Origin of the sequence: Methylobacterium sp. 190mf (genome assembly GCF_900107945.1) — a bacterium.
Taxonomy (GTDB): domain Bacteria; phylum Pseudomonadota; class Alphaproteobacteria; order Rhizobiales; family Beijerinckiaceae; genus Methylobacterium.
In genome coordinates, this window is sequence record NZ_FNVI01000002.1 from 323,028 (window position 1) to 342,318 (window position 19,291).

At 67.5% G+C, this 19,291-nt stretch carries 17 protein-coding genes, 3 pseudogenes and 1 other annotated feature; of the genes and pseudogenes, 13 read left to right on the forward strand and 7 right to left on the reverse strand.

Annotated elements, in window-relative coordinates; all coding sequences use genetic code 11:
- Positions 1-88 precede the first annotated feature (88 nt).
- Together C4T42_RS04050 and C4T42_RS04055 are read right to left on the reverse strand one after the other, a co-directional pair.
- Complete coding sequence (locus C4T42_RS04050; RefSeq protein WP_020096372.1) at positions 89-292, reverse strand: CsbD family protein; 204 nt, start codon at positions 290-292, stop codon at positions 89-91.
- A 216-nt stretch (positions 293-508) separates the two neighbouring features.
- A complete protein-coding gene (locus tag C4T42_RS04055) occupies positions 509-1,969 on the reverse strand; it encodes a helix-turn-helix transcriptional regulator (RefSeq protein WP_103984747.1) in 1,461 nt (486 codons plus the stop codon).
- Positions 1,970-2,082: 113 nt separating this feature from the next.
- Here C4T42_RS04055 and C4T42_RS04060 point away from each other — a divergent pair, with 113 nt between their 5' ends.
- Positions 2,083-2,859: a sigma-70 family RNA polymerase sigma factor gene (locus tag C4T42_RS04060; RefSeq protein ID WP_244603161.1), complete on the forward strand. Its 777-nt coding sequence runs from the start codon at positions 2,083-2,085 to the stop codon at positions 2,857-2,859.
- Positions 2,860-2,948: 89 nt separating this feature from the next.
- On the opposite strand, the gene C4T42_RS04065 is transcribed toward C4T42_RS04060, so the two are convergent.
- A complete protein-coding gene (locus tag C4T42_RS04065) occupies positions 2,949-3,446 on the reverse strand; it encodes a hypothetical protein (protein WP_020096367.1) in 498 nt (165 codons plus the stop codon).
- 796 nt (positions 3,447-4,242) lie between these two features.
- Here C4T42_RS04065 and C4T42_RS04070 point away from each other — a divergent pair.
- Complete coding sequence (locus tag C4T42_RS04070; RefSeq protein WP_244603162.1) at positions 4,243-4,530, forward strand: hypothetical protein; 288 nt, start codon at positions 4,243-4,245, stop codon at positions 4,528-4,530.
- A 55-nt stretch (positions 4,531-4,585) separates the two neighbouring features.
- Here the strand turns inward: C4T42_RS04070 and C4T42_RS04075 are convergent, their stop codons facing one another.
- On the reverse strand, positions 4,586-4,783 hold the full coding sequence (locus C4T42_RS04075; RefSeq protein WP_020096365.1) for a hypothetical protein: 198 nt from the start codon (positions 4,781-4,783) through the stop codon (positions 4,586-4,588).
- A gap of 838 nt (positions 4,784-5,621) precedes the next feature.
- Between C4T42_RS04075 and C4T42_RS04080 the strand changes: the two genes are divergently transcribed.
- The 8 genes and pseudogenes from C4T42_RS04080 to C4T42_RS04115 all read left to right on the forward strand — a co-directional run bounded on the left by C4T42_RS04080 (position 5,622) and on the right by C4T42_RS04115 (position 12,446).
- Positions 5,622-5,810 carry a hypothetical protein gene (locus tag C4T42_RS04080; RefSeq protein ID WP_042674851.1) on the forward strand — a complete coding sequence of 63 codons (189 nt, stop codon included), beginning with the start codon at positions 5,622-5,624 and terminating at the stop codon, positions 5,808-5,810.
- Positions 5,811-6,148: 338 nt separating this feature from the next.
- Positions 6,149-6,409: a hypothetical protein gene (locus C4T42_RS04085; RefSeq protein ID WP_042674849.1), complete on the forward strand. Its 261-nt coding sequence runs from the start codon at positions 6,149-6,151 to the stop codon at positions 6,407-6,409.
- Complete coding sequence (locus C4T42_RS04090; protein WP_042674848.1) at positions 6,406-6,606, forward strand: hypothetical protein; 201 nt, start codon at positions 6,406-6,408, stop codon at positions 6,604-6,606. The genes C4T42_RS04085 and C4T42_RS04090 overlap by 4 nt, the downstream gene beginning before the upstream one ends.
- A 375-nt stretch (positions 6,607-6,981) precedes the next feature.
- Positions 6,982-7,356: a response regulator gene (locus C4T42_RS04095; protein ID WP_103984738.1), complete on the forward strand. Its 375-nt coding sequence runs from the start codon at positions 6,982-6,984 to the stop codon at positions 7,354-7,356.
- Between the two features lie 1,278 nt (positions 7,357-8,634).
- Positions 8,635-9,444: an IS5 family transposase gene (locus tag C4T42_RS04100; RefSeq protein ID WP_103984748.1), complete on the forward strand. Its 810-nt coding sequence runs from the start codon at positions 8,635-8,637 to the stop codon at positions 9,442-9,444.
- 6 nt (positions 9,445-9,450) lie between these two features.
- Positions 9,451-10,980 (forward strand): annotated as a pseudogene (locus C4T42_RS04105) (methyl-accepting chemotaxis protein); the annotation flags it as partial.
- Between the two features lie 7 nt (positions 10,981-10,987).
- Positions 10,988-11,335, forward strand: a complete 348-nt coding sequence (locus C4T42_RS04110; protein WP_103984739.1) for a hypothetical protein — start codon at positions 10,988-10,990, stop codon at positions 11,333-11,335.
- 58 nt (positions 11,336-11,393) lie between these two features.
- Positions 11,394-12,446, forward strand: a complete 1,053-nt coding sequence (locus tag C4T42_RS04115) for an HD domain-containing phosphohydrolase (RefSeq protein ID WP_244603163.1) — start codon at positions 11,394-11,396, stop codon at positions 12,444-12,446.
- A gap of 565 nt (positions 12,447-13,011) precedes the next feature.
- Here the strand turns inward: C4T42_RS04115 and C4T42_RS32300 are convergent.
- Positions 13,012-13,263, reverse strand: a pseudogene (locus C4T42_RS32300) (aldo/keto reductase); the annotation flags it as partial.
- A 192-nt stretch (positions 13,264-13,455) separates the two neighbouring features.
- Between C4T42_RS32300 and C4T42_RS04125 the strand changes: the two are divergent.
- Together C4T42_RS04125 and C4T42_RS04130 are read left to right on the forward strand one after the other, a co-directional pair.
- The gene (locus tag C4T42_RS04125) at positions 13,456-15,414 is read left to right on the forward strand and encodes a heavy metal translocating P-type ATPase (RefSeq protein ID WP_103984742.1); all 1,959 of its coding nucleotides are present in this window, start codon (positions 13,456-13,458) and stop codon (positions 15,412-15,414) included.
- 12 nt (positions 15,415-15,426) lie between these two features.
- Positions 15,427-16,655 (forward strand): IS3 family transposase gene (locus tag C4T42_RS04130; RefSeq protein ID WP_103984743.1). Its coding sequence is split into 2 segments (ribosomal slippage): positions 15,427-15,715 and positions 15,715-16,655, totalling 1,230 coding nucleotides; the frame shifts between segments, so codons are not numbered across the junction.
- Positions 15,708-15,824 (forward strand) — a sequence feature (AL1L pseudoknot). Its footprint overlaps the gene before it by 117 nt.
- On the opposite strand, the gene C4T42_RS04135 is transcribed toward C4T42_RS04130, so the two are convergent.
- Positions 16,625-17,341 (reverse strand): universal stress protein, encoded by a 717-nt coding sequence (locus C4T42_RS04135; protein ID WP_244603164.1) that lies wholly within the window; start codon positions 17,339-17,341, stop codon positions 16,625-16,627. The two genes, C4T42_RS04130 and C4T42_RS04135, sit on opposite strands and share 31 nt — an antisense overlap.
- Before the next feature lie 297 nt (positions 17,342-17,638).
- Here C4T42_RS04135 and C4T42_RS04140 point away from each other — a divergent pair.
- A pseudogene (locus C4T42_RS04140) lies at positions 17,639-18,055 on the forward strand (PAS domain-containing protein); the annotation flags it as partial.
- A 14-nt stretch (positions 18,056-18,069) separates the two neighbouring features.
- On the opposite strand, the gene C4T42_RS04145 reads toward C4T42_RS04140, so the two are convergent.
- Positions 18,070-19,238 (reverse strand): IS3 family transposase gene (locus C4T42_RS04145; RefSeq protein ID WP_103984744.1). Its coding sequence is split into 2 segments (ribosomal slippage): positions 18,070-18,971 and positions 18,971-19,238, totalling 1,170 coding nucleotides; the frame shifts between segments, so codons are not numbered across the junction.
- Positions 19,239-19,291: the final 53 nt, after the last annotated feature.

Sequence of the window (19,291 nt, forward strand, 5' to 3'; positions counted from 1 at the left end):
TGCTCTCGCGCATCGAGCGGCCAGGCCCGGCACCGTGCCGGGCGAGGGCCTGAGGGCGGCGCCGAGGGGACGGCGCCGCGGGACGGGCTCAGTGCTTGCCGATGATCTTGTCGGCGACGGACTTGGCGCCGTCCTTGACGTCGCCGACGGTCTTCTGCGCCTCGCCCTTCAGCTCCTGCGCCTTGCCCTCGGCCACCAGCTTGTCGTTGCCCGTCGCCTTGCCGGCCGCCTGCTTGACGTTGCCCACCGCCTCGTTGGCCAGGCCCTCGATCTTGTCGGTCGTGCTGCTCATCGCGTGCGCTCCTTCACGGTCGTGGTGGCGGTCGTACTCGTCGGTCGAGAGGTCCGGTCGGGCGCGCGGCCCACCGGGATAGACGGCCTCCGCATGCACGCGGGGGCCGAGGGGATCACCGGGTGACCGGAGAACGGTCCGCCGACGGTGAGATGGCGGTCAGATGATGGCGACGTCTGGTGGATCAATAGTTCCAAATTACCAGTATAATGAAATTCAGCCACCGGGTCCCTGGAGTGGAAATCCGTTCTCCCGGCCCCAAACAACCGCTTCGGTCCGGCGATGGACTCCGAGCTTCCGGTACAGTGCGGCGCCGTGATTGCGCACCGTGTTGCGCGACAGCCCGAGCTTGCGCGCGATCGCGTCGTCGCTGAGCCCCGAGCAGATCAGGTTGAGGATCTGGCGCTCGCGCACGGTCAGGTTCGGCGCCGCCGCGTCGCCGCCCTCCCGGCCAGGCCGGCGCAGGTTCGCCAGCTTCTCGATCAGCCCGCGGCTGAACCACGACGTGTCGGCCATCACTGTCTCGATCGCGTCGAACAGCTCCCGCTCGGAGTGCTTGCGCTCGGTGATGTCCTGCAGCACCAGCAGAAGGAAATCGGCGTCGTTGATCGTGATCCGCTCGGCCGAGACCAGGCAGTCGAGGTTCGCGCCGCTCTCGTGGCGCAGGCAGACCTCAGTACCCAGTACGTAGCCCTCGCTCACCAGCCTCTTCTCGAAGGCCTCCCGCTGAGACGACGTCACCCACAGGCCGGCCTCCTCCAGCGAGCGGCCGACGACGCGGTCCTCGCCCAGGCCGAAGGCCCGGCTGAACGCCTCGTTCACGCCCGTGACCTGGCCGTCCTCGGCCCGCACCAGCACGGTCGGGATCGGCGTCAGCCTGAACGCCTTGGCGAAGCGCTCCTCGCTCTGGCGCAGGGCGGCCTCGGCCTTCCGGCGCAGCTCCAGGTCCGCGAAGGTGAACAGCATGCAGGGCTCATCGCCCATCTCGATCGGCTGCCCGGCGACGATCACGAAGCGACGCCCGCCGTCGGGCAGGTCGAGGCAGGCCTCCATCTGCGGGATCGTGCCGCCCGCATTGAGCCGCGCGACGGCGAGGTCGCGGTTGCGCGCGCCGGCCAGGACGTCGACCTCGTAGACGCTGCGGCCGATGACGGCGTCGCGGGTGTGGCCGGTCATCTCCAGGAAGCCGAGATTGACCCTGACGTGGCGCAGGTCGGACAGCCGCGTGATCACCGCCGGGGCCGGGTTGGCGTTGAAGGTGCGCTCGAACCGCTCCTCGGCCTCGAACTGGTCGGAGACGTCCTTCAGGATCAGCGCGAGGCAGCTCGGGTTGCCGTCGCGGTCGGTGGCGACCAAGCCTCTGAGGGAGTGAACGAACTCGACACCGGGCCGGTCTGTCCGCGTGACCTCGACCACCACGTCGTGGAAGCGCTCGCCAGCGATCACGCGCTCGATCGGGTAGTTCTCCGGCTCGTGATTGTTGCGGTAGCGGAGGCAGAAGCGGTCGCGATAGGCGTCGACGGTTGGGCCGAGCTCGTCGAGGCTCTCGGCACCGTGCATCGCCAGGGCGGCCGCGTTGGCGTAGGCGATGGTCTGGTCGGGCTCGACCAGGATCACGCCCTCGCTCAGGCCGGCGATGATCTGCCGGAGCTCATGCCTGTCGACACCCGCCGTCACGATCCGTCCGGTCCCCGCCGCCTCGACGCCGCGCCCCTCGCAGCGGGGCACAAACGGGTTGCGCGCAAGCAGGTTCCGCCCGATCCGCAATTTTCACTGGTATACCTGCATCATTGACGTCGTCGAGATCAACCAGAGATAAGTTCGCAGCCCTCCCGCGAGATGTCGTGCCCGTCGCGACGCTGTCTCCACCCCATCGAGCCCAGAGCTTCACCGTGAAGCCCGCTGTCGAAGAGCGCGATCCGGCCGGCGCGTCCGATCCCGTCATCTCGTATATCCAGGCGCAACTCGGTCATCGGCTGCGCCAGTACTATTCAGAAGTTGCACCGATCGAGATGAGCTCACGGCTGGCCGGCGTGCTGGGCCGCCTGTCCGCGGCCCTGGATGCCGCCGAGTCCGAACGGCAGGTTCCCGGTGCGTTCAAGGACGATCTGATCGCCCTGGTGCCGCGCCTGCGCCGCTACGCCCTGTCGCTGACGTTCGACGGTGTCGAGGCCGACGATCTCGTGCAGTTCACGCTGCTCAAGGCGTGGGAGCACCGGCAGCGCTTCCAGCCCGGCACGAGCCTGGTGGCCTGGCTGTTCACGATCTTGCGCAACGGCTTCATCAACGGACGACGCAAGCGACGCTTCGAGGTCCCCGATCCCGACGGCGCGCACGCCGTCACCCTCTTCGAACCGGCCGCCCAGGAGCACAGCATGGGCCTGAAGGAGGTCCGGGCCGCGATCGATCGGCTCGACCCGGCCTATCGCGAGGCGCTGATCCTCGTGGCCGTCGACGGTCTTGCCTACGAGGCCGCGGCCTCCGTAATCGGGTGCCCGCCGGGCACGGTGAAGAGCCGGGTCAGCCGCGCCCGCGACCGCCTGCTTCACGAGCTGGGCGAGCGCTGACACACGCGCGACTCCGGTGGCCGGCGCAGGATGCTGGGCCATCGTCGCGAGCCAGCAATCGCGGGGACGCGAACGCCGCACCCGATCGATCAGGCGGAGCGGCGGTCGGGCCGTGTCTGCGCGGGCGTCCGCTCGATGGGCAGGCGCGCGACCGAAGCCCCTCTGGCATCGCGCACCACCAGCACCCAGTCCTCCGCGTAGCCCTCGTCGGCGAGCTCCTGGACCATGTCCCGGATCACGCTCCGGGCGTCGTCGAGCGCCTGGTCGATGCTCGTGGCCTCGATGCCGATCTCGTCCTTGATGATCTCGCGACCGTGCTCGATGTCGAAGTAGAGGCGGCGCGGAACGAGCCGAAAGTCGCTGCGGTCGCCGCTCGTGAGCCTGTCGATGTCGAAGATCTTCGCCGGATCCTGCGAAGTCCGGGACCTCGCGACCTTCAGGAGCGCGAGTCCGCCACCCACCAGTACGGCGGCTGCACTGGCGACACAGGACGCGAGTATTATCGTGTAGAAGCCGAACGTTTGCCAGCCAAAGGCAAGCACAGGCAATCCGCCGCACAGGGCGGCTAAGATGACAACCAGCGGCATCCCCCCAGCCCTCGATCGCGCGTTGGCTCTCCGATGTGGGGTATACGGCAAAACTCCGGTCCGCAAGAACGTCCTGACAATCGGTGCGCGTTCGACGGGACGGGCTGAAATTAACGCTACTCGCGCGACCGACGGATCGAGTATCCCGCGTGAAGAGCGAACACAGGGCGCCGAAATCCGTCTCGCGCGGTCGCTGGTCGATGGTTCATCCAGCGATCGGAACGCGGTCGAGCGCTCGGATCGCGAGATCTGGCGCACGCGGAGAGGCACAATCTCGTGAGCCTGCACGTGTCGACTGACGGGACCTCGCGCGCCACGCACCGCGCAGTCTGATCGAAAGCCTATCGGAACTCACCGGCGCCTCTGTCCACGCCTTGCCATCACCGTGGGCGGCAAAATCATCGTATGTCGCCAGGACGGCCCTGAACTTGGCGACGAGCGGGCTGTCGACCGGGTCCGCCAGCTGGCCGAGACTCGCGACGCTGCCGCTAGGAAGGGTCGCCGCCGCATTCGCCTCGGATCGCGCGTCGCTCGAATTGCGCCACTGTCTGCCATTCTCGGCAGGACGAGGCCGCTCCGGTTCGTGCGTGGGAGGAGCCGTTCGCGCATCCAGGGCCCATGCGTGAGCTGCATTCAGCGCGAGGCACAGAGCGATGAGGTGACCGCGGCGCATAGTCCAGATCCCGTTTCCCGCGTGTTTCCCGCGCGACGCCACGCGCCGCGTGGCGGGGCCCGCCTGTGCCAGGGCGGAGCCGTCCGTGATACGATGGCATACGACTGCGCGATGAGGACAGGGATGCGCGTGCGCGGCGTCGACAACCGAGAGCTTAGGCAATGGTTCTACGACAGCCGACCAATGGTCTTCGGCTTCTGCTTGACGGCGTTCGTCGCGATCTTCTGGCAGGTCAGCCGGATCGAGGGCTTTCAGCCGATCTTCTCCTGCGCCCGCACGACGGACGTGGACCGTCAATTGCTGCGCCTGGGAATGGATGCCTGCATGGGCAACGCGCGCACCCAGTCGGATCGCGAGGGATGCATGCGGACCGTCCATCTGCTCGCTTGCATGAAGGAGCGCTGGCGCTGATCGACCGCGGCCGCGGCGCGAGAACCCGCAGCGGGGTTGCAGCGGACGCGATCACCTACAGCAGGCCGCTCGACGCGCCCCCGTTCAGCGAGCGGCTGGCGCGCGCGACCAGCTTCGCGAAGGCCAGAGCCGCCGCCGAGGCCTGCGTCCGGGAGGGAAACGACCGGTCGGATTCGGCCACCGTCATCTCGGTCTCGTCGAGGAGCACCCAGGTCCAGAGATGCTGTCCGGTGGCTTGGATCCTGAAATGCATCGCGAACTCGCAGGCTGAGGCATCGTGCGATCATGCCCGGCGGAAAGTCGCGCCGTGTTAATGGGTTGCGCCGCGCAACATCTTATGTCGGTGGGATCGCGTTCCATCCCCGATATCCCCGCCGATCACAGGCTGCGACGCTCGGCAGCGATCGATCGGAGATTCGCACGACGCGCTGAGCCGGCAATCCGATCGGCGCGAAGGCATCTTTTGATGAGGACAGCGACGCCGGATGTTGGTCGTAAGGCACCGTTGTCGCCGACCGCATCCACGGGGCCCCGAGCGCCCCGGGCGAGCAGCCTTCGGGCATGCGTTCGGCCGGAGATGCTTCCGCCTCGCTGATGGATCAGATCGCCCCCGCTCGTACCGGCCGCACCCGCAGGAGGCCTCATCCGGCCCTTGTCGTGGCGTCTGTCGCCCTCGCCATCGGCCTCTGGTTCGTCATCTACGCGGTGGCCGGACGCGCCATCTGGTTCTGGTGAGGCGGGACACCCGGCCCCGTCCCGCCGGAGCTTCCTAGCCCTCAAGAGGTCGCGACTGGGCCGGCGCAAACCATCGCCAGTAAAGAAGCTCAGCGGCTGGACGACGCGCGTGCCTCGAGGGCGCGGAGCGCCCACGGAACGAGCCGGGCTTTCCGCGCAATCAGGTTTCTTGGAGAAAGTTCGCAGATTCTGGTGACTGCCAGCGTGCTGGCGCTCCCAAGGGGACCGCGCCGAGGCTGATGCATCAATGCTTTAGGCCGAAGTGGGACCCGATAACCGCCCACGGGATCATTGGGCTTTTTGCCCCTGAGGTCCCACCGTTTGGCGCCCTCCCCTGCCCGCGGTAGCCTCGCCTTATGAGCGAGGGCCACGATCCAATTCTCGAAGCCGTTGCGGCGCTCCGTCTGCGCGGTCACGTCGTCGAACCCTGGAGCCGGCGCTACCCGCTCTGGCTCGTCGACGGCGAGACGCTGACGGACGGCGATCTCCTCGCCCTCGCTGTGCGGGTCAGCCTCATGGACTCCACATCGACCAAGCTGCATTGACGGGCGCAGGCCCGTCCGGCCGCCAAAGCACGACGTACTGCCCTACCAAGGCCGCTGGCATCCATTCTGATCGCAGACGTAGATCCCCGTATCAGCCTGTAGGGTGCAAGGCTTTTTCAGCGGATCGCGGAGCGCAACGTCTCGGTCCTTCGTCCACTCTTTGGCGAACCGCTCGGAACAGGCGGGCGGGAACTTCCTGGGCTCAGCCCAAGCAGGTGCGGTGAGCAAGGTCGAGATCGCGAGTGTCAGCACGGCGCTGGCCGTGGACACAGCTCGGAGTGATGTAAGGGACATCGGCTCGCATAGACGGACGTAGCCGCCCGCGCTAGGCCGTCGCCATGGCGAGAGAACCCCCGACCGTTTCCGAGCTGTGCAAGGCCGCAGAGGTCACTGATCAGGAGATCGACGCCGCGGTCGACGCGGTGCTCGCCGACCTCGCCACCGAATCGTACCCGCTGGCGAAGGGCTGGACCCTCGACCTCGTCGAGACACTCCGCACGAATACCCGCGCCGCCGAGGCGCTGAGCACCGACAAGGCCGCCTGGAAGCGCAACATGGTCCAGACCGCGATCCTGCTGGCGCACCCGGTGAAGGGATGAGCGGCGACACCGATCCCGACCGCACGGCGACCGTCGATCGTCTGATGGAGCGGCTGAGCGGCTTCGCGCAGGGAATCGGGATAAGCGGCATCGAGGCGCGCCAGATAATCAAGCGCGTGATCGCGTCCGACCCGTCAGCGGGCGACGGCGACCTGATGGCCAAGGCGCGCACGTGGATGCTGATCGCTCTGGGGTAGCGGCATGAGCGAAGAGGCCGACCCAAGTCCATCAAATGTATGATGGCTTGGCCTCCCGCTCGGGCTACCCGGCGTTCATGACCGACGACACTGACCCGGTTCTCGAAGCCATCGCCGGGCTGCCGGCGTCGCGGTGACGCCGATCGGCGACGAGCTTGAATGCTGGCAGATCGGCGACTTCCTATTTTCGGACGCGGACCTGTGGCGCCTCGCCGCCAGCCGCGGACTCGTCGAGGATGGGCGACCTTGAGATCTGCCGGCGGCAGAGCTACCCCGAAACAGGCGTCAGAGCGAGCGGCTCAAAACATCTTTTGATGGCGATGCAAGCGGTGTCGGCAATTTAATCTCGCCGATCAATCGCGTGAGAAGCAGCCAATGGCTAAAGATTTCCTCGCCGGTCATCGCGTTCTCGTCGTCGAGGATGACTATTTTATCGCCAGCGACCTAAAAGGAGAACTGGTTGCTGCTGGCGCGACGGTTATTGGACCTGATCCATCGGTAGAGGCCGCGCTTGATCTTCTCGAAGAGGACAGGCCCGACGCTGCGATCCTTGACGTGAACTTGCTCGATGAAAAGGTCTTTCCGGTGGCGGATGCTTTGACATCGGACGGTGTACCGTTCTGCTTCATGAGCGGCTACGATCGACGAGGTATGCCCGAACGATACGCTACGGCGTGCTGGCTACAGAAGCCGCTCGGGCGACCGAAGTTGATGTCGGAACTCCGGCGCCTCCTTGATAGGGCGGCGTAATCGCGAGCCGAAGACTGGCCGAGGAGGGCGACTCGCGGTAGCCCGGTGCCATGCCGAAAGCCCCATCGCCTCGAGGCGGCCGGCCGCGCCAGGATCTCCGCCCGCGCGTGCTGGCGGCGCTGAAGTCTGAGACGGCGACCGCCGGCGCGCTGCTCCGAAGACCGATCATCCTGAAGGCTCCTCAAGACACCCGCGAGCTGAAAAGTGACGATCAAGGGGCTCCCTCGATCACTTCGCCGGAGCATGGCTTGAGACGTATTGGCTCGCACAGCTCCTTGCGAGAGACGCGTTAAGTTGAGCGAGCCTACAGTCGCGACCCCGATTTTGGCCTGAAACGGGGCATCTTCAAGCCGCTCCAGCTCGATTAGCAGACTGCGATCGCAGAGCGTTTCGCGCCAGATCTTAAAACTGTCTTGTCTATGCATTCCTTCTGTTGAAAACAGGGTCTGCATCTCGGTTGTCCGGGGCGGCGCCATCAAATCAGGTGATTTGAGAAAGACTCATTACAGGCAAGCGCGTCAAGCAATATTTGGCGCCGGTCGTCAAATGCATTGAACACCGTGATCGCAGGAAGAAGGCTTTCAACGGGGCCGCCTAGGCAGCAGGATTGCAGATTTCTTTTTTATTCACCAGCTCCCGATCCGGAGCTCTCGGTCCACGGCCATGCCGGTCGCCGCGGCGGACCACCCCAACTGCCTCAAACTCATGAGTCGCGCGCCCCACGGGCGCACTGGCTGTTATCTCGGCAGATTTGCCGACATGCTTGAATTGCAGATCTTCCACGCGGCGTCTCAGGAAGTTGCTTTGGTGCACAATGGGGTGCCCAGGGAGGAAGCCGCCTGCATAGCCCCTGGGGTATCGAGTTGAATCGCCATCCAATCCGAATGAAACCCATTCTTCGCAGCCCGCTCGCGGCACATATTGTCGCACCAGACCAAAGTTTTTTCGGGCCTCAATGACCGATTTCGTGTCATAAACGGGAGCCGTTCTATATTGATTTTAATTATCTCTTAGTCCCTACATCGGTAGATGTTCACTGGTTTCGTTATGTCGCCCGGTGTCACATCATGCTTCGCAGCACCAAGGTTCTCTTTAAGTCGATCGCTCCTATCCTATTGATGGCGGCAGTGGCCGCCGCTCTGATTGTCTACGCCACTGCCAATCTTGACGCCCTCGCAAGACAGACGCGGGAGATTGTCGACCTTCAAGCAGTTCGGCTCGAGAAGATCCTAGAGGCTGTTATGGACCTGGGTGGGTCTGATGCTCAGATGGGTGGGGATGAGCCCTGCCCGGAAGCCGTATCCGTCCGACGTTTCCGATGAGGAGTGGGCGCTGGTCGCGCCCTACCTGACGCTGCTGCGCGCGGATGCCGGTCAGCGCGAGCATGCGTTGCGGGAGGTGTTCAACGGGCTGCGCTACATCGTCAGGAGCGGCTGCCCGTGGCGGCTGATGCCGCATGATCTGCCGCCTTGGTTTGCCGTGTATCAGCAGGCCCAGCGCTGGCTATCGGCCGGCTGCTTCGAGCAACTGGCCGAGGATCTGCGCGCGGTGCTGCGCCTCGCCGCGGGTCGGGCGCCGGAGCCGACGGCGGCCGTGCTCGACAGCCGGACTTTGCGCTCCTCGCCCGAGAGCGGCGAGCGGGCCGGCTACGATGGGGCCAAGCGCAAGAAGGGCTCGAAGCTGCACATGGCGGTGGACACCCTCGGCCACCTCTTGGCGCTGCACGTCACGCCCGCCGATGCCGATGATCGGGCCCAGGTGGGCCGGCTCGCCAAGGCCGTGCAGGCGGCGACCGGTGAGAGCGTCGAGGTCGCCTTCGTCGATCAGGGCTATACCGGTGAGAAACCGGCCACGGCAGCCCGCGAGCATGGCATTGCACTGGAGGTGGTGAAGCTGCCCGAGGCTAAGCGCGGCTTCGTGCTGCTCCCACGCCGTTGGGTCGTGGAGCGCTCCTTTGCCTGGGCGACCCGCTTCCGCAGGCTCGTCAAAGATTACGAGCGCTATGCCAGCACCCTGGCAGACCTGCACCTCGTCGCTTTCGTCTGCCTCATGCTCAGACAGGCCGCTCAACTCGCCACAGGTTCATAACAGCCTCTAGGCGTCCGGGTCAGTGTGAACGAGGCCGCAGTCCAGGCCCGAAATATCATCATAGAGACACGCCAGGACGAAATGGCCAAATACCGGGAACGCTATAACGATGCGGTTAAGGCGACCCTCGATGATGTGAACACGCTGATCGCGCTGGCTGAGTCCCCCGATCGCAAGGCAACGAACCAGTCGCTCAAGGGCTTGCTCGAGAACTTCTTCGCCGCGTTGGACAAGTCGAATGCCCTCGGTCTCAGCAACGATAACGACGCTGCCATCCGCGTCCTATTGACCGATGGGGGCGTGGCCCGCGGCAAGGTCCGGGACTTCGTTCAAGGGCGCATCGATCGCTTGACGGCCGAGTTGCGGCAGGCGCGCGACAATGCCGAGCAGGCGGCGGCAACGACGATGGTGGTCCTGATTGCCGCTGCTGCGGTTGGTCTTCTCGGTACGGTCGCCCTGTCTGCCCTGATCGTCGTATTCGGTATCACGCGCCCGCTCGCCAGCCTCGTCGGTGTTCTGCAGCGCATGGCCCGCGGCGAGGTCGACGCCGAGATCCGGGAGGCCGCCCGCGGCGACGAGATCGGCGCCGTCGGCAAGGCGGTCGAGGGCATCAAGGCCATGGTCGCCCGCAAGGCCGCCGAGGAGGCCGAGGTCAAGCGCCGCGCCGACGCGGCCGCCGCCGCCGAGCGCCGCCGCACCATGGTCGAGCTCGCCGACGGCTTCGAGCGCGCCGTCGGCGGGATCGTCGGCATGGTCTCGTCCTCGGCCACCGAGCTCCAGGCCACCGCCCAGCAGATGACCGCCACCGCCCAGGAGACGGCGAGCCAGTCGACCACCGTCGCGGCCGCCGCAGAGGAGGCCGCCACCAACGTCAACACAGTCGCGGCCGCGGCCGAAGAGCTCGGCTCCTCCGTCCAGGAGATCGGCCGGCAGGTGACCGGCTCGGCCCATCTCGCCCAGGCCGCCGTGGGCGCGGCCGATGAGACCGCCCACCTCGTCCAGGCGCTCAGCCAGACCGCCGCGCGGATCGGCGACATGGTCGGGATGATCTCCGGCATCGCCGGCCAGACCAACTTGCTGGCGCTCAACGCCACCATCGAGGCGGCGCGCGCGGGCGCGGCGGGGCGGGGCTTCGCGGTGGTGGCCACCGAGGTGAAGGCGCTGGCCGAGCAGACCGCCAAGGCGACCGAGGAGATCGCGCGCCAGATCGGCGAGGTTCAGGGTGTGACCGCGCGGGCGGTGACGGCGATCGGCGGGATCACCGGGCGGATCCGGGAGATCGACAGCGTGGCGACGTCGATCGCGGCCGCCGTCGAGCAGCAGGGCGCGGCGACCCAGGAGATCGTGCGCAACGTCAGCCAGGCGGCGGCAGGCGCCAGCGAGGTTACGGGCAACATCGCGGGCGTAGCGCAGGCTTCGGAGGAGACGGGGGCGGCCGCCGGCTAGGTCCTGTCGGCGGCCTCGGAGCTGTCGCGGCAATTCGAGCATCTCGGCGCTGAAGTCAGCCGCTTCCTCGCCACCGTCCGCGCCGCCTGAGGTCACCATGCCCGAGATCCGCGTCCTCCCGGTCCGAACCCGCCGCCCGGACCAGTCCGACCGACTGCACGCGGAACTCGCTGCCGCGTACGCGCGTGGCACGGATCTCGGCCCCCGAGCCCCCCACATCCAGGCTGGTGGCGACACGCTGCTCGAACTGACCCGCGCCTTTCAACGCGCGATCGGAGACCTGGATCTCACGTTGATTGAGCCCGGTCTCCAGGATCCGGACATGCATGAAGCCCTGCGAGGCTTCGTCGTCAAGGCGGAGGGCCTCGCCAACACCGCACAGAGCTTCGCGAGCAGCGCACAGGGCCTCGCCAACACGGCCCATCGATTTCCGGCCGCGCTCTGACTGCGCCCACGACTTGGGACCGAGCACAGGACCGGGCAATCATCCGATGGAGGCCGGCTTGGGCAGGCTGTTGTTGATCTCTGACGACTTGGCCCGGACCGGCCGCCTTGCGCGGTCCCTCGGCCCAACCCGGCGCTGTACCGTCCAGGACCTGTACGATGACAGCCTGCCGTCGGTGCAGCCGGATCTAATCGTCGGCGACGTCGCCCAACTCACCTCCGAGGCGATTCTGCGCCTGCGGCGGATGCTGGAGCCGCTGCGGGCGGCTGGCGCCCCTTTCCTGTTCCTGACCCACGGCAACGCCGCCCGCGCCGAGGCCCAGGCTCGACTCCTCGCTCCCACCGACATCCTCCCGGCCCTGACCATGCTCGAGCGTCTGCTGACTCGGATCGACCGCCTTCTGGAGGTCGGTGGCTCCGCCGTCGCTGCCCGGATGGCGGACGAGGCCCGGCAGTTCTTCGACAGGACATTCTTCTCCGGCCAGATGGTCACGCCCGAGCTCGCGAGCACCGGCACTGGCCTGATCGCCAGATCCGTGCAGCATTGTGGCATCCGCGACTGGATCGGGGCGGTACAGCGCTTCGACGAGGCCACGCACCGGCACTGCCTGATCGTCACTGGTCTCGCCGCCGCCTTCGCGACCAAGCTCGGCTTTGTCGAGCTGGACAGCTACCGTCTGACCAAGGCGGCGCTGCTGCACGACGTCGGCAAGACCCGGATCTCGACCGCGATCCTGAACAAGCCCGGGCGGCTCACCGACGAAGAGATGGCGGTGATGCGCACGCACGCGGCGCTCGGCTACGACATGCTGGTGGATAGCGGCTTCTCGCCGGAGATGCTGCAGGTGGTCCGCTCGCATCATGAGATGCTCGACGGTTCGGGCTACCCGGACGGGCTGCGGGCATCCGAGATCCCGGACCTCGTCCGACTGGTGACGATCTGCGACATCTACGGCGCGCTGATCGAGCGGAGGCCCTACCGGGCACCGATGCCGGGCGTGGAGGCCTTCGGGATCGTGCAGTCTATGACAGGCCAGCTCGACCCTGATCTGGTCATGGCATTCCGCCCAGTGATGACCACGTTTGATCCGGCCGGCACTGCTGCAGCCTAGGATCGGAATGAAGTGGGACAGCGACGTCCGCTTCGATGCGCTTGCTGCTCCAGAGCGGACCGCCGGCTTTCCACCCACCCCAGTCATTCCGATGGCCTACCGGTTAGACCGACGCTGGCCGAGAGCGGAAAGACCGCTTTCAGCATCAGAAACGAAGAAGCAGACCTTTGTTGCGGCCCAGGGCCTCGTCTCAGTGTGCCTCGTTCCGAACCTTCCACCCTGCGGCTATTAATGTTTGCTTGGAAGGCGAAGCGGCTCTGAATGCGGTGGCCAAGACATCAGCATGTACGAGCCTATTAAGCGGCCTTCCCCAGGACGCCGACCTCGATGACGAGGACGCCCCCGCAGAAAAACAGGCCGCTGGCACGCGGGACGTGCCCGACCGCCAGCATCACTCGGTGCACCATGCGTCGCCACCGGTCATTCCCCCACCGTCACGAGACTTGTCGCGGAACCGAAGACAGGCGTAACGCCCCGGGTGCGGGACGACGGCGATAGCCTCGCCCGATCCGTCCACCATGCCAAGGCGAACGGGACCGGGAAAGTCCGGCACGCGACGGCCGAGGGCGCGGCGGATGCTCGCGACGCCTGCCCCAGACGGGCCGAAGTGGCCCACCTTGCCCTCGGCGGTCAGATCCCGCACGGTCCTGGCCACGTCCTCGACCGGCACGGCGGGGTCGATCCGGTGCTGGTAGAACAGGTCGATAAGGTGTGTGCGCAGGCGCTTGAGCGATGCCTCGGCTACGGCGCGGATGCGCTCGGGCCGGCTACCGGAGCCGGCCGGGGGCGAGCCGTCCTTGAAGCCGAACTTGATGGCCCAGCTCGCGGCGGTGGTTCGCCGATCCTGTCGTTGGCCAACTCGATGGACGGGTTGGGACTCCGCCGTTTCGAGACGATCAGCCCCATGACAACGGACGTCTACTACGTGGTCACACGGCAAGGTTGATCCAGCGCAAGGCCCACCAAGCCGGACCGGCCCCATCTCGGGGGTCCGAACGGGAGGGGGGACATGACGACAGCGGCAGTGGGTTCGCCCGAGACGAATCGACCAGCGGTCGCCGGATGGATGCCGGGCCTACGCGGATGGCTTGCAGCCCTGCCGCTGGCCGGTCTCTCCGCCGGCTTGGCGGCGCAGGCCGTCGGTCGAGCGGACATAGCGGCGGCGGCCTGGACCGTCGCGACCCTGGCGGTCCTCGGAGCCCTCCTGATCCAGGTCGTGACGAGCTTGGCGAAGGGGGACGTCGGGCTCGACCTCGTCGCCCTGCTCTCGATGGGCGGTGCGCTCGCCCTGTCGCAGCCGCTGGCCGGCGCCGTCATCGCCCTGATGTACGCCGGCGGCCAGTCGCTGGAGGCGTACGCGTCCGGCCGCGCCGGCAGCGCCATGACTGCGCTGATCGCGCGCCAGCCGCGCACCGCCCTGCGCGAGGAAGACGGCGCGTTGACGGAGGTTCCCCTGGCGGCCCTGGTCCCGGGCGACCGCATCCTGGTGCGCGTCGGCGACGTCCTGCCGGTGGACGGCCGGGTCGCCTCGGGACGCGCCGTGCTCGACCGGTCGAGCCTCACCGGCGAGGCGCTACCGGTCAGCTTCGGCGCGAACGAGCTGGTGCTCAGCGGCACGGTGAACGCGGGCGAGCCGTTCACCTTGGTAGCGGAGCGGCCTGCAGCCGAGAGCACGTATGCCGGCATCGTCCGGCTCGTCGAGGCGGCGAGGTCCCAAAAGGCACCGATGGCGCGCCTGGCCGACCGTTACGGGCTCGCCTTCCTAAGCCTCACGCTCCTGCTGGCCGGAGGCGCCTGGCTCGCGACCGGCGACCCTCTTCGGGCGCTGTCCGTGCTGGTCGTCGCCACGCCGTGCCCGCTGATCCTGGCTGTGCCCGTGGCCCTGGTCTCCGGCCTCTCTCGCGCGGCCGGGATCGGCGTCCTGATCAAGGGGGGCGGGGCCCTGGAGCTGCTGGCCAGGATCCGTGTCGTGGTGGTCGACAAGACCGGCACCCTGACCCACGGCACCGCTCGCCTCGTCTCCGTGCAGACCCTCGCCGCGTTGGACGAAGCCGAGATCCTGCGCCTCGCGGCGTCCCTCGACCAAGCCTCGGGCCACCCGGTGGCGCGGGCCCTGGTCGAGGAGGCCCGCAGGCGAGGCATGCCCCTCGCGCAGCCCACCATGGTCACGGAGTCCCCCGGCGACGGCGTGACCGGCGTGGTGGAAGGGCGACACCTTCTCGTCGGGGGGCCCCGCCTGATGCGGATGAACGACGTCCGCTTCCTGCCGGCGGATGGGCCTCGACACGCCGCGGCCGCCGCGGCGACAGTGCTGGTGGCAATCGACGGCACGCCCGCCGCCATCCTGGAATTCGCCGACCCGTTGCGGGCGGACGGCGGGAACGCACTCGCGGAACTGCGCGCGTGCGGCATCGAGCGGGTGGTGCTCGCGACCGGGGACCGGCGCGCCGTCGCCGAGGCGCTCGTCAACGGCCTTTCCGTCGATGCCGTCGCGGCCGACCTCGACCCGGCGGCCAAGACCGACACCGTGATGGCCGAGCGGCGGAACGGCCCCGTCGTGATGATGGTGGGCGACGGGGTCAACGATGCGCCGGCGCTGGCAGCCGCCGACCTCGGCGTGGCGCTCGGTGCCCGAGGCGCCGCGGCGGCGGCCGAGGCGGCGGACGTCGTCCTGCTGGTCGACAGCCTGGCGCCGCTGCCCCGCGCCATCCGTATCGCCCGGCGTGCCCGCGCCATCGCGCTCCAGAGCGTCTGGGTCGGCCTCGGGCTCTCGCTCGCCGGCATGGTCGCGGCGGCGCTGGGATATCTCTCACCCCTCCAAGGGGCCTTGCTGCAGGAAGCCATCGACGTCGCCGTGATCCTCAACGCCATGCGCGCGCTCGGCGGCCCACAGGTTGGACGCAAGCCCGAGGCACGCGGCGTTCCGCGACTGAACCGCCCCGGGATTTTCGGAGGCTCCAACTCTTGAGAGACTGGAGCCATGACGAAGCATACCCCACCCTTTTCCCCTGAGGTTCGCGAGCGGGCAGTCCGGCTGGCCCGGGAGCATGAGAGCGAGCACGGTTCGCAATGGGCCGCGATCCAGTCCATCGCGGCCAAAATCGGTTGCTCTGGCGAGACGCTGCGCAAGTGGGTCCGCCAGGCCGAGCGCGACCGGGGCGTGCGGGCCGGACCGACCACGGATGAGCGCGAGCGGATCAAGGCGCTGGAGCGGGAGGTGCGCGAGCTCCGGCAGGCCAACGAGATCCTCAGGAAGGCGAGCGCGTATTTTGCCCAGGCGGAGCTCGACCGCCGGTTCCGGTCATGATCGCCTTCATCGACGAGCATCGCGCCACCTACGGGGTCGAGCCGATCTGCAAGGTTCTGCCGATCGCCCCGTCGACGTACCACGCCCATGCTGCGCGACGAGCCGATCCCGAGAGGCTGCCGGCCCGGGCCAAGCGGGACGCGGCACTCATGACCGAGATCCGGCGCGTGTACGAGGCCAATTTCCGGGTCTACGGCGTGCGCAAAGTCTGGCGGCAACTCGCCCGCGAAGGGATCGTTGTGGCGCGCTGCACGGTGGCCCGACTGATGCGCAGCATGAACTTGGCCGGCGTTGTCCGGGGGCGCCGGGTCCGCACCACTGTTCCCGATCCGGCTGCGGCCTGCCCCCTCGACCGGGTCAATCGGCAGTTCAAGGCAGAGTGCCCGAACAGACTGTGGGTGGCGGATTTCACCTACGTGGCGACCTGGAGCGGCTTCGTCTATGCGGCCTTCGTGATCGACGTCTTCGCCCGCCGGATCGTGGGCTGGCGTGTCTCACGACAGGCCCGGGCGGACTTCGTGCTCGATGCTCTGGAGCAGGCTCTGCACGAGCGCCGCCCCTTCGCCGGCAGCGGCCTCGTCTGCCATTCCGACCGCGGATCGCAATACGTGAGCATCCGCTACACCGAGCGCCTCGCCGAGGCAGGCATCGAACCCTCCGTCGGCAGCGTCGGGGATTCCTACGATAACGCTCTGGCCGAGACGGTGATCGGCCTGTTCAAGGCGGAGGTGATCCATCGACGCGGGCCGTGGCGCTCGTTCGAGGCGGTCGAGTACGCCACCCTCGAATGGGTGGATTGGTTCAATCACCGTCGGCTGCTCGAACCGATCGGCCACATCCCTCCCGCCGAGGCGGAGGCGCGCTATTATGCTCAGGCCGAGGTCGAAGCCTTGGCCGCCTGACCCAAACCAAACGGCCTCCGGGAAACCCGGCGCGGTTCAGGCGCGAACTCGGCGCCAGGCACCTCGGCATGGATCTCGGCCTCGTCGCCAACGGAGACGATCTCGACCGCCTCGGCCACGCGCAGGAATGGCAACGCGTCGTTGGCGGCCCGGGCGGCCTGTGCGCTGCCGTCCCAGGCGACAACGATCCGCCGCGCCGCGAAGGCATCGTACCCCGGGGGCACGGCGATGACCGGACGGCCGCTATGGAACAGCGCCTTCTCGATCATCTCACGGTCGAGGTCATAGGTCCGCGGGCCGATGTCCAGCACCGTCAGGTCGTGCAAGCGGGCCCGGGTGGCCAAGCGGCTCACGATCTCCGGGTACGGGAGGCTCGGCGCCTCCGTCGTGCACACCACCCCGGCCTGGGTCGCGTCCCCGGCCGAACGTTCCGCGATGGAGCGGGCGAGGTCGTCGAGGCGGCGGTCGATGGCCGCGACGCCCTCGTAGTCGAAGTCGCCGAGCCAGGCGTCGTCACCCGACAACCGCCACGAGGCCGACTGCACCGTCAGGTGGGCGCCGGCGGCCTTGGCGAGCGTCAGGCCGTAGCCGATGGCCGAGGAGGCTTCCTCGCGCTCGCCCTCCACGGCGGTGCCGACGAGGACATCGCGGATGCCTGCGAGCGGGCATGGGGCGGACTTGGGCATGGGTCGTCTCCGGTCTGAACCGAGCCCAAGTTGAGCCGGCCGCGGACCGGCGGCCTTGATCCAGCTCAACGGATGTGCGGGGCCGGAAGTCTGCCAAAGGGAATAGCCCGTTCAAGCAGCTGTTCTCGGGCGCGCGCGCGGAGTACCTTCCGGAGAGACCTCGCCGTGAAACGACACCGGTCGCGGGACGATCATCGTCCGGCTACGACGCGGCGGTCCTGCACCGGTTTGCACGGACGGCGCTCGCGGCGCCGGGCTTTGCCGCCGCACCGCAGGACACTCCTTCGGGTGCGAACGATGACGGACTTCTTCGCCTCGCCCGGTGCCGACCCAAGCGTCGACGGCTCGCCGTTTGTCGACGAGCTCCGGGAGACCCTCGACGAGGTCGGCGTCTGCATCTGGTCACTGGACATCCCGAGCGGCCGGGTCACGGTCTCGCCGACCTGCGCACGTTTGTTCGGCGTCCCGCCCGAGCGGCTGACCAGCTTCGCCGCGACCCAGGCGCTGGTGCATCCGGACGACCGCCAGGCCAGGGCCGACACCATTCAGCACGTGCTGAGGGAGGGCGGTAGTTACGAGGTCGACTACCGCGTGATGCTACCGGACGGGCACGTCTGCTGGCTGCGCTCGCGCGGGCGGGTGCAGCTCGGCTCGGACGGGAGGCCGGTCCGGCACCGCGGGGTGGTGTTCAGCATCCAAGAGCAGAAGCAGGCTGGACTTGCTCCGGTTTAATGGAGAGCGGTTTGGTGGGTGAAGCCCCTCTCGAACTGGATAGGGCTGGTGTAGCCCAGCGCCGAGTGACGGCGGCGGGGATTGTAGAAGCCATCGATGTAATGGGCCAGCGCGACGGTGGCCTCGGCTCGCGTCTGGAACGCGGTGCGCCAGACCAACTCGCTCTTCAGCGTCTTGAAGAACGTCTCGACCATCGCATTGTCGAAGCAATTTCCCTTGCCAGACATCGAAATCACGATGCCATGTCCTCGTAGTTCTGCCTGATACTCGTTCGAACAGTACTGACTGCCGCGGTCGGAATGATGGAGCAAATCTGATCCGGGCTGCCGGACAACGAGGGCTCGTCGCAGCGCGGTCAGCGCGAGTTGCTTGTGAAGGCGGTCGCCCGCCGCCCAGCCGACGACCCGTCGAGAGTACAGGTCGAGGACCACCGCCAGGTACAGCCAACCCTCCCGCGTCCAGATGTAGGAGATGTCGCTTCCCCACTTGCGATCGGGCCCGGCCGCCGTGAAGTCTTGGTCGAGGTGGTTGGGCGCGATCGGGAAGGCGTGGCCGCTGTCCGTCGTGCGCCGGAAGCGCCGCGGCTGGCGAGCCTTGAGCCCGTTCTCCCGCATCAGCCGGGCCACGCGTCTTCGGCCTGCCGCCAAACCCTGCTCACGCAACTCGTGGGTCATGCGTGGGCTGCCGTACGTCTCGTGCGAGAGCGTGAAGGCGGATCGGACATGGGCGAGTAGCACGAGGTCCTCGCGCTGCCGCGTCGAGGCCGGACGGTTCTTCCAGGCGAAATAGCCGCTCGGACTGACATCGAGGACCTTGCACAGGCGCGCGACCGGGAAGTCCTTCTTCGCCGCGTCGACGAGGCGAAACCTCATCGACTTCCCTCCTTGGCGAAAAAAGCCGTGGCCCGCTTCAGGATCTCCCGCTCCTGGCGCAGCACCTCGTTCTCGCGCCGCAGGCGCTTGAGCTCGGCGGCCATGTCCTCCTGCCGATCGGCCGGCGGGTTGTCCATCTCCCGCTCACGCCGGCCGTCGATCCAGTTGCGCAGCGTCGAGAGCCCGACGCCGAGATCGGCGGCCACCTCGCGGCGGGACCGCCCGCTCGTCTGCGCTAATCGCACCGCCTCAGCACGAAACTCGGGGGTAAAGGTCTGCTTCCGGTCTGCCATCGGAACCCTCCTCCTTCAGGAAAAGAGCTCTCCACTTTTGCGGAGCAAGTCCA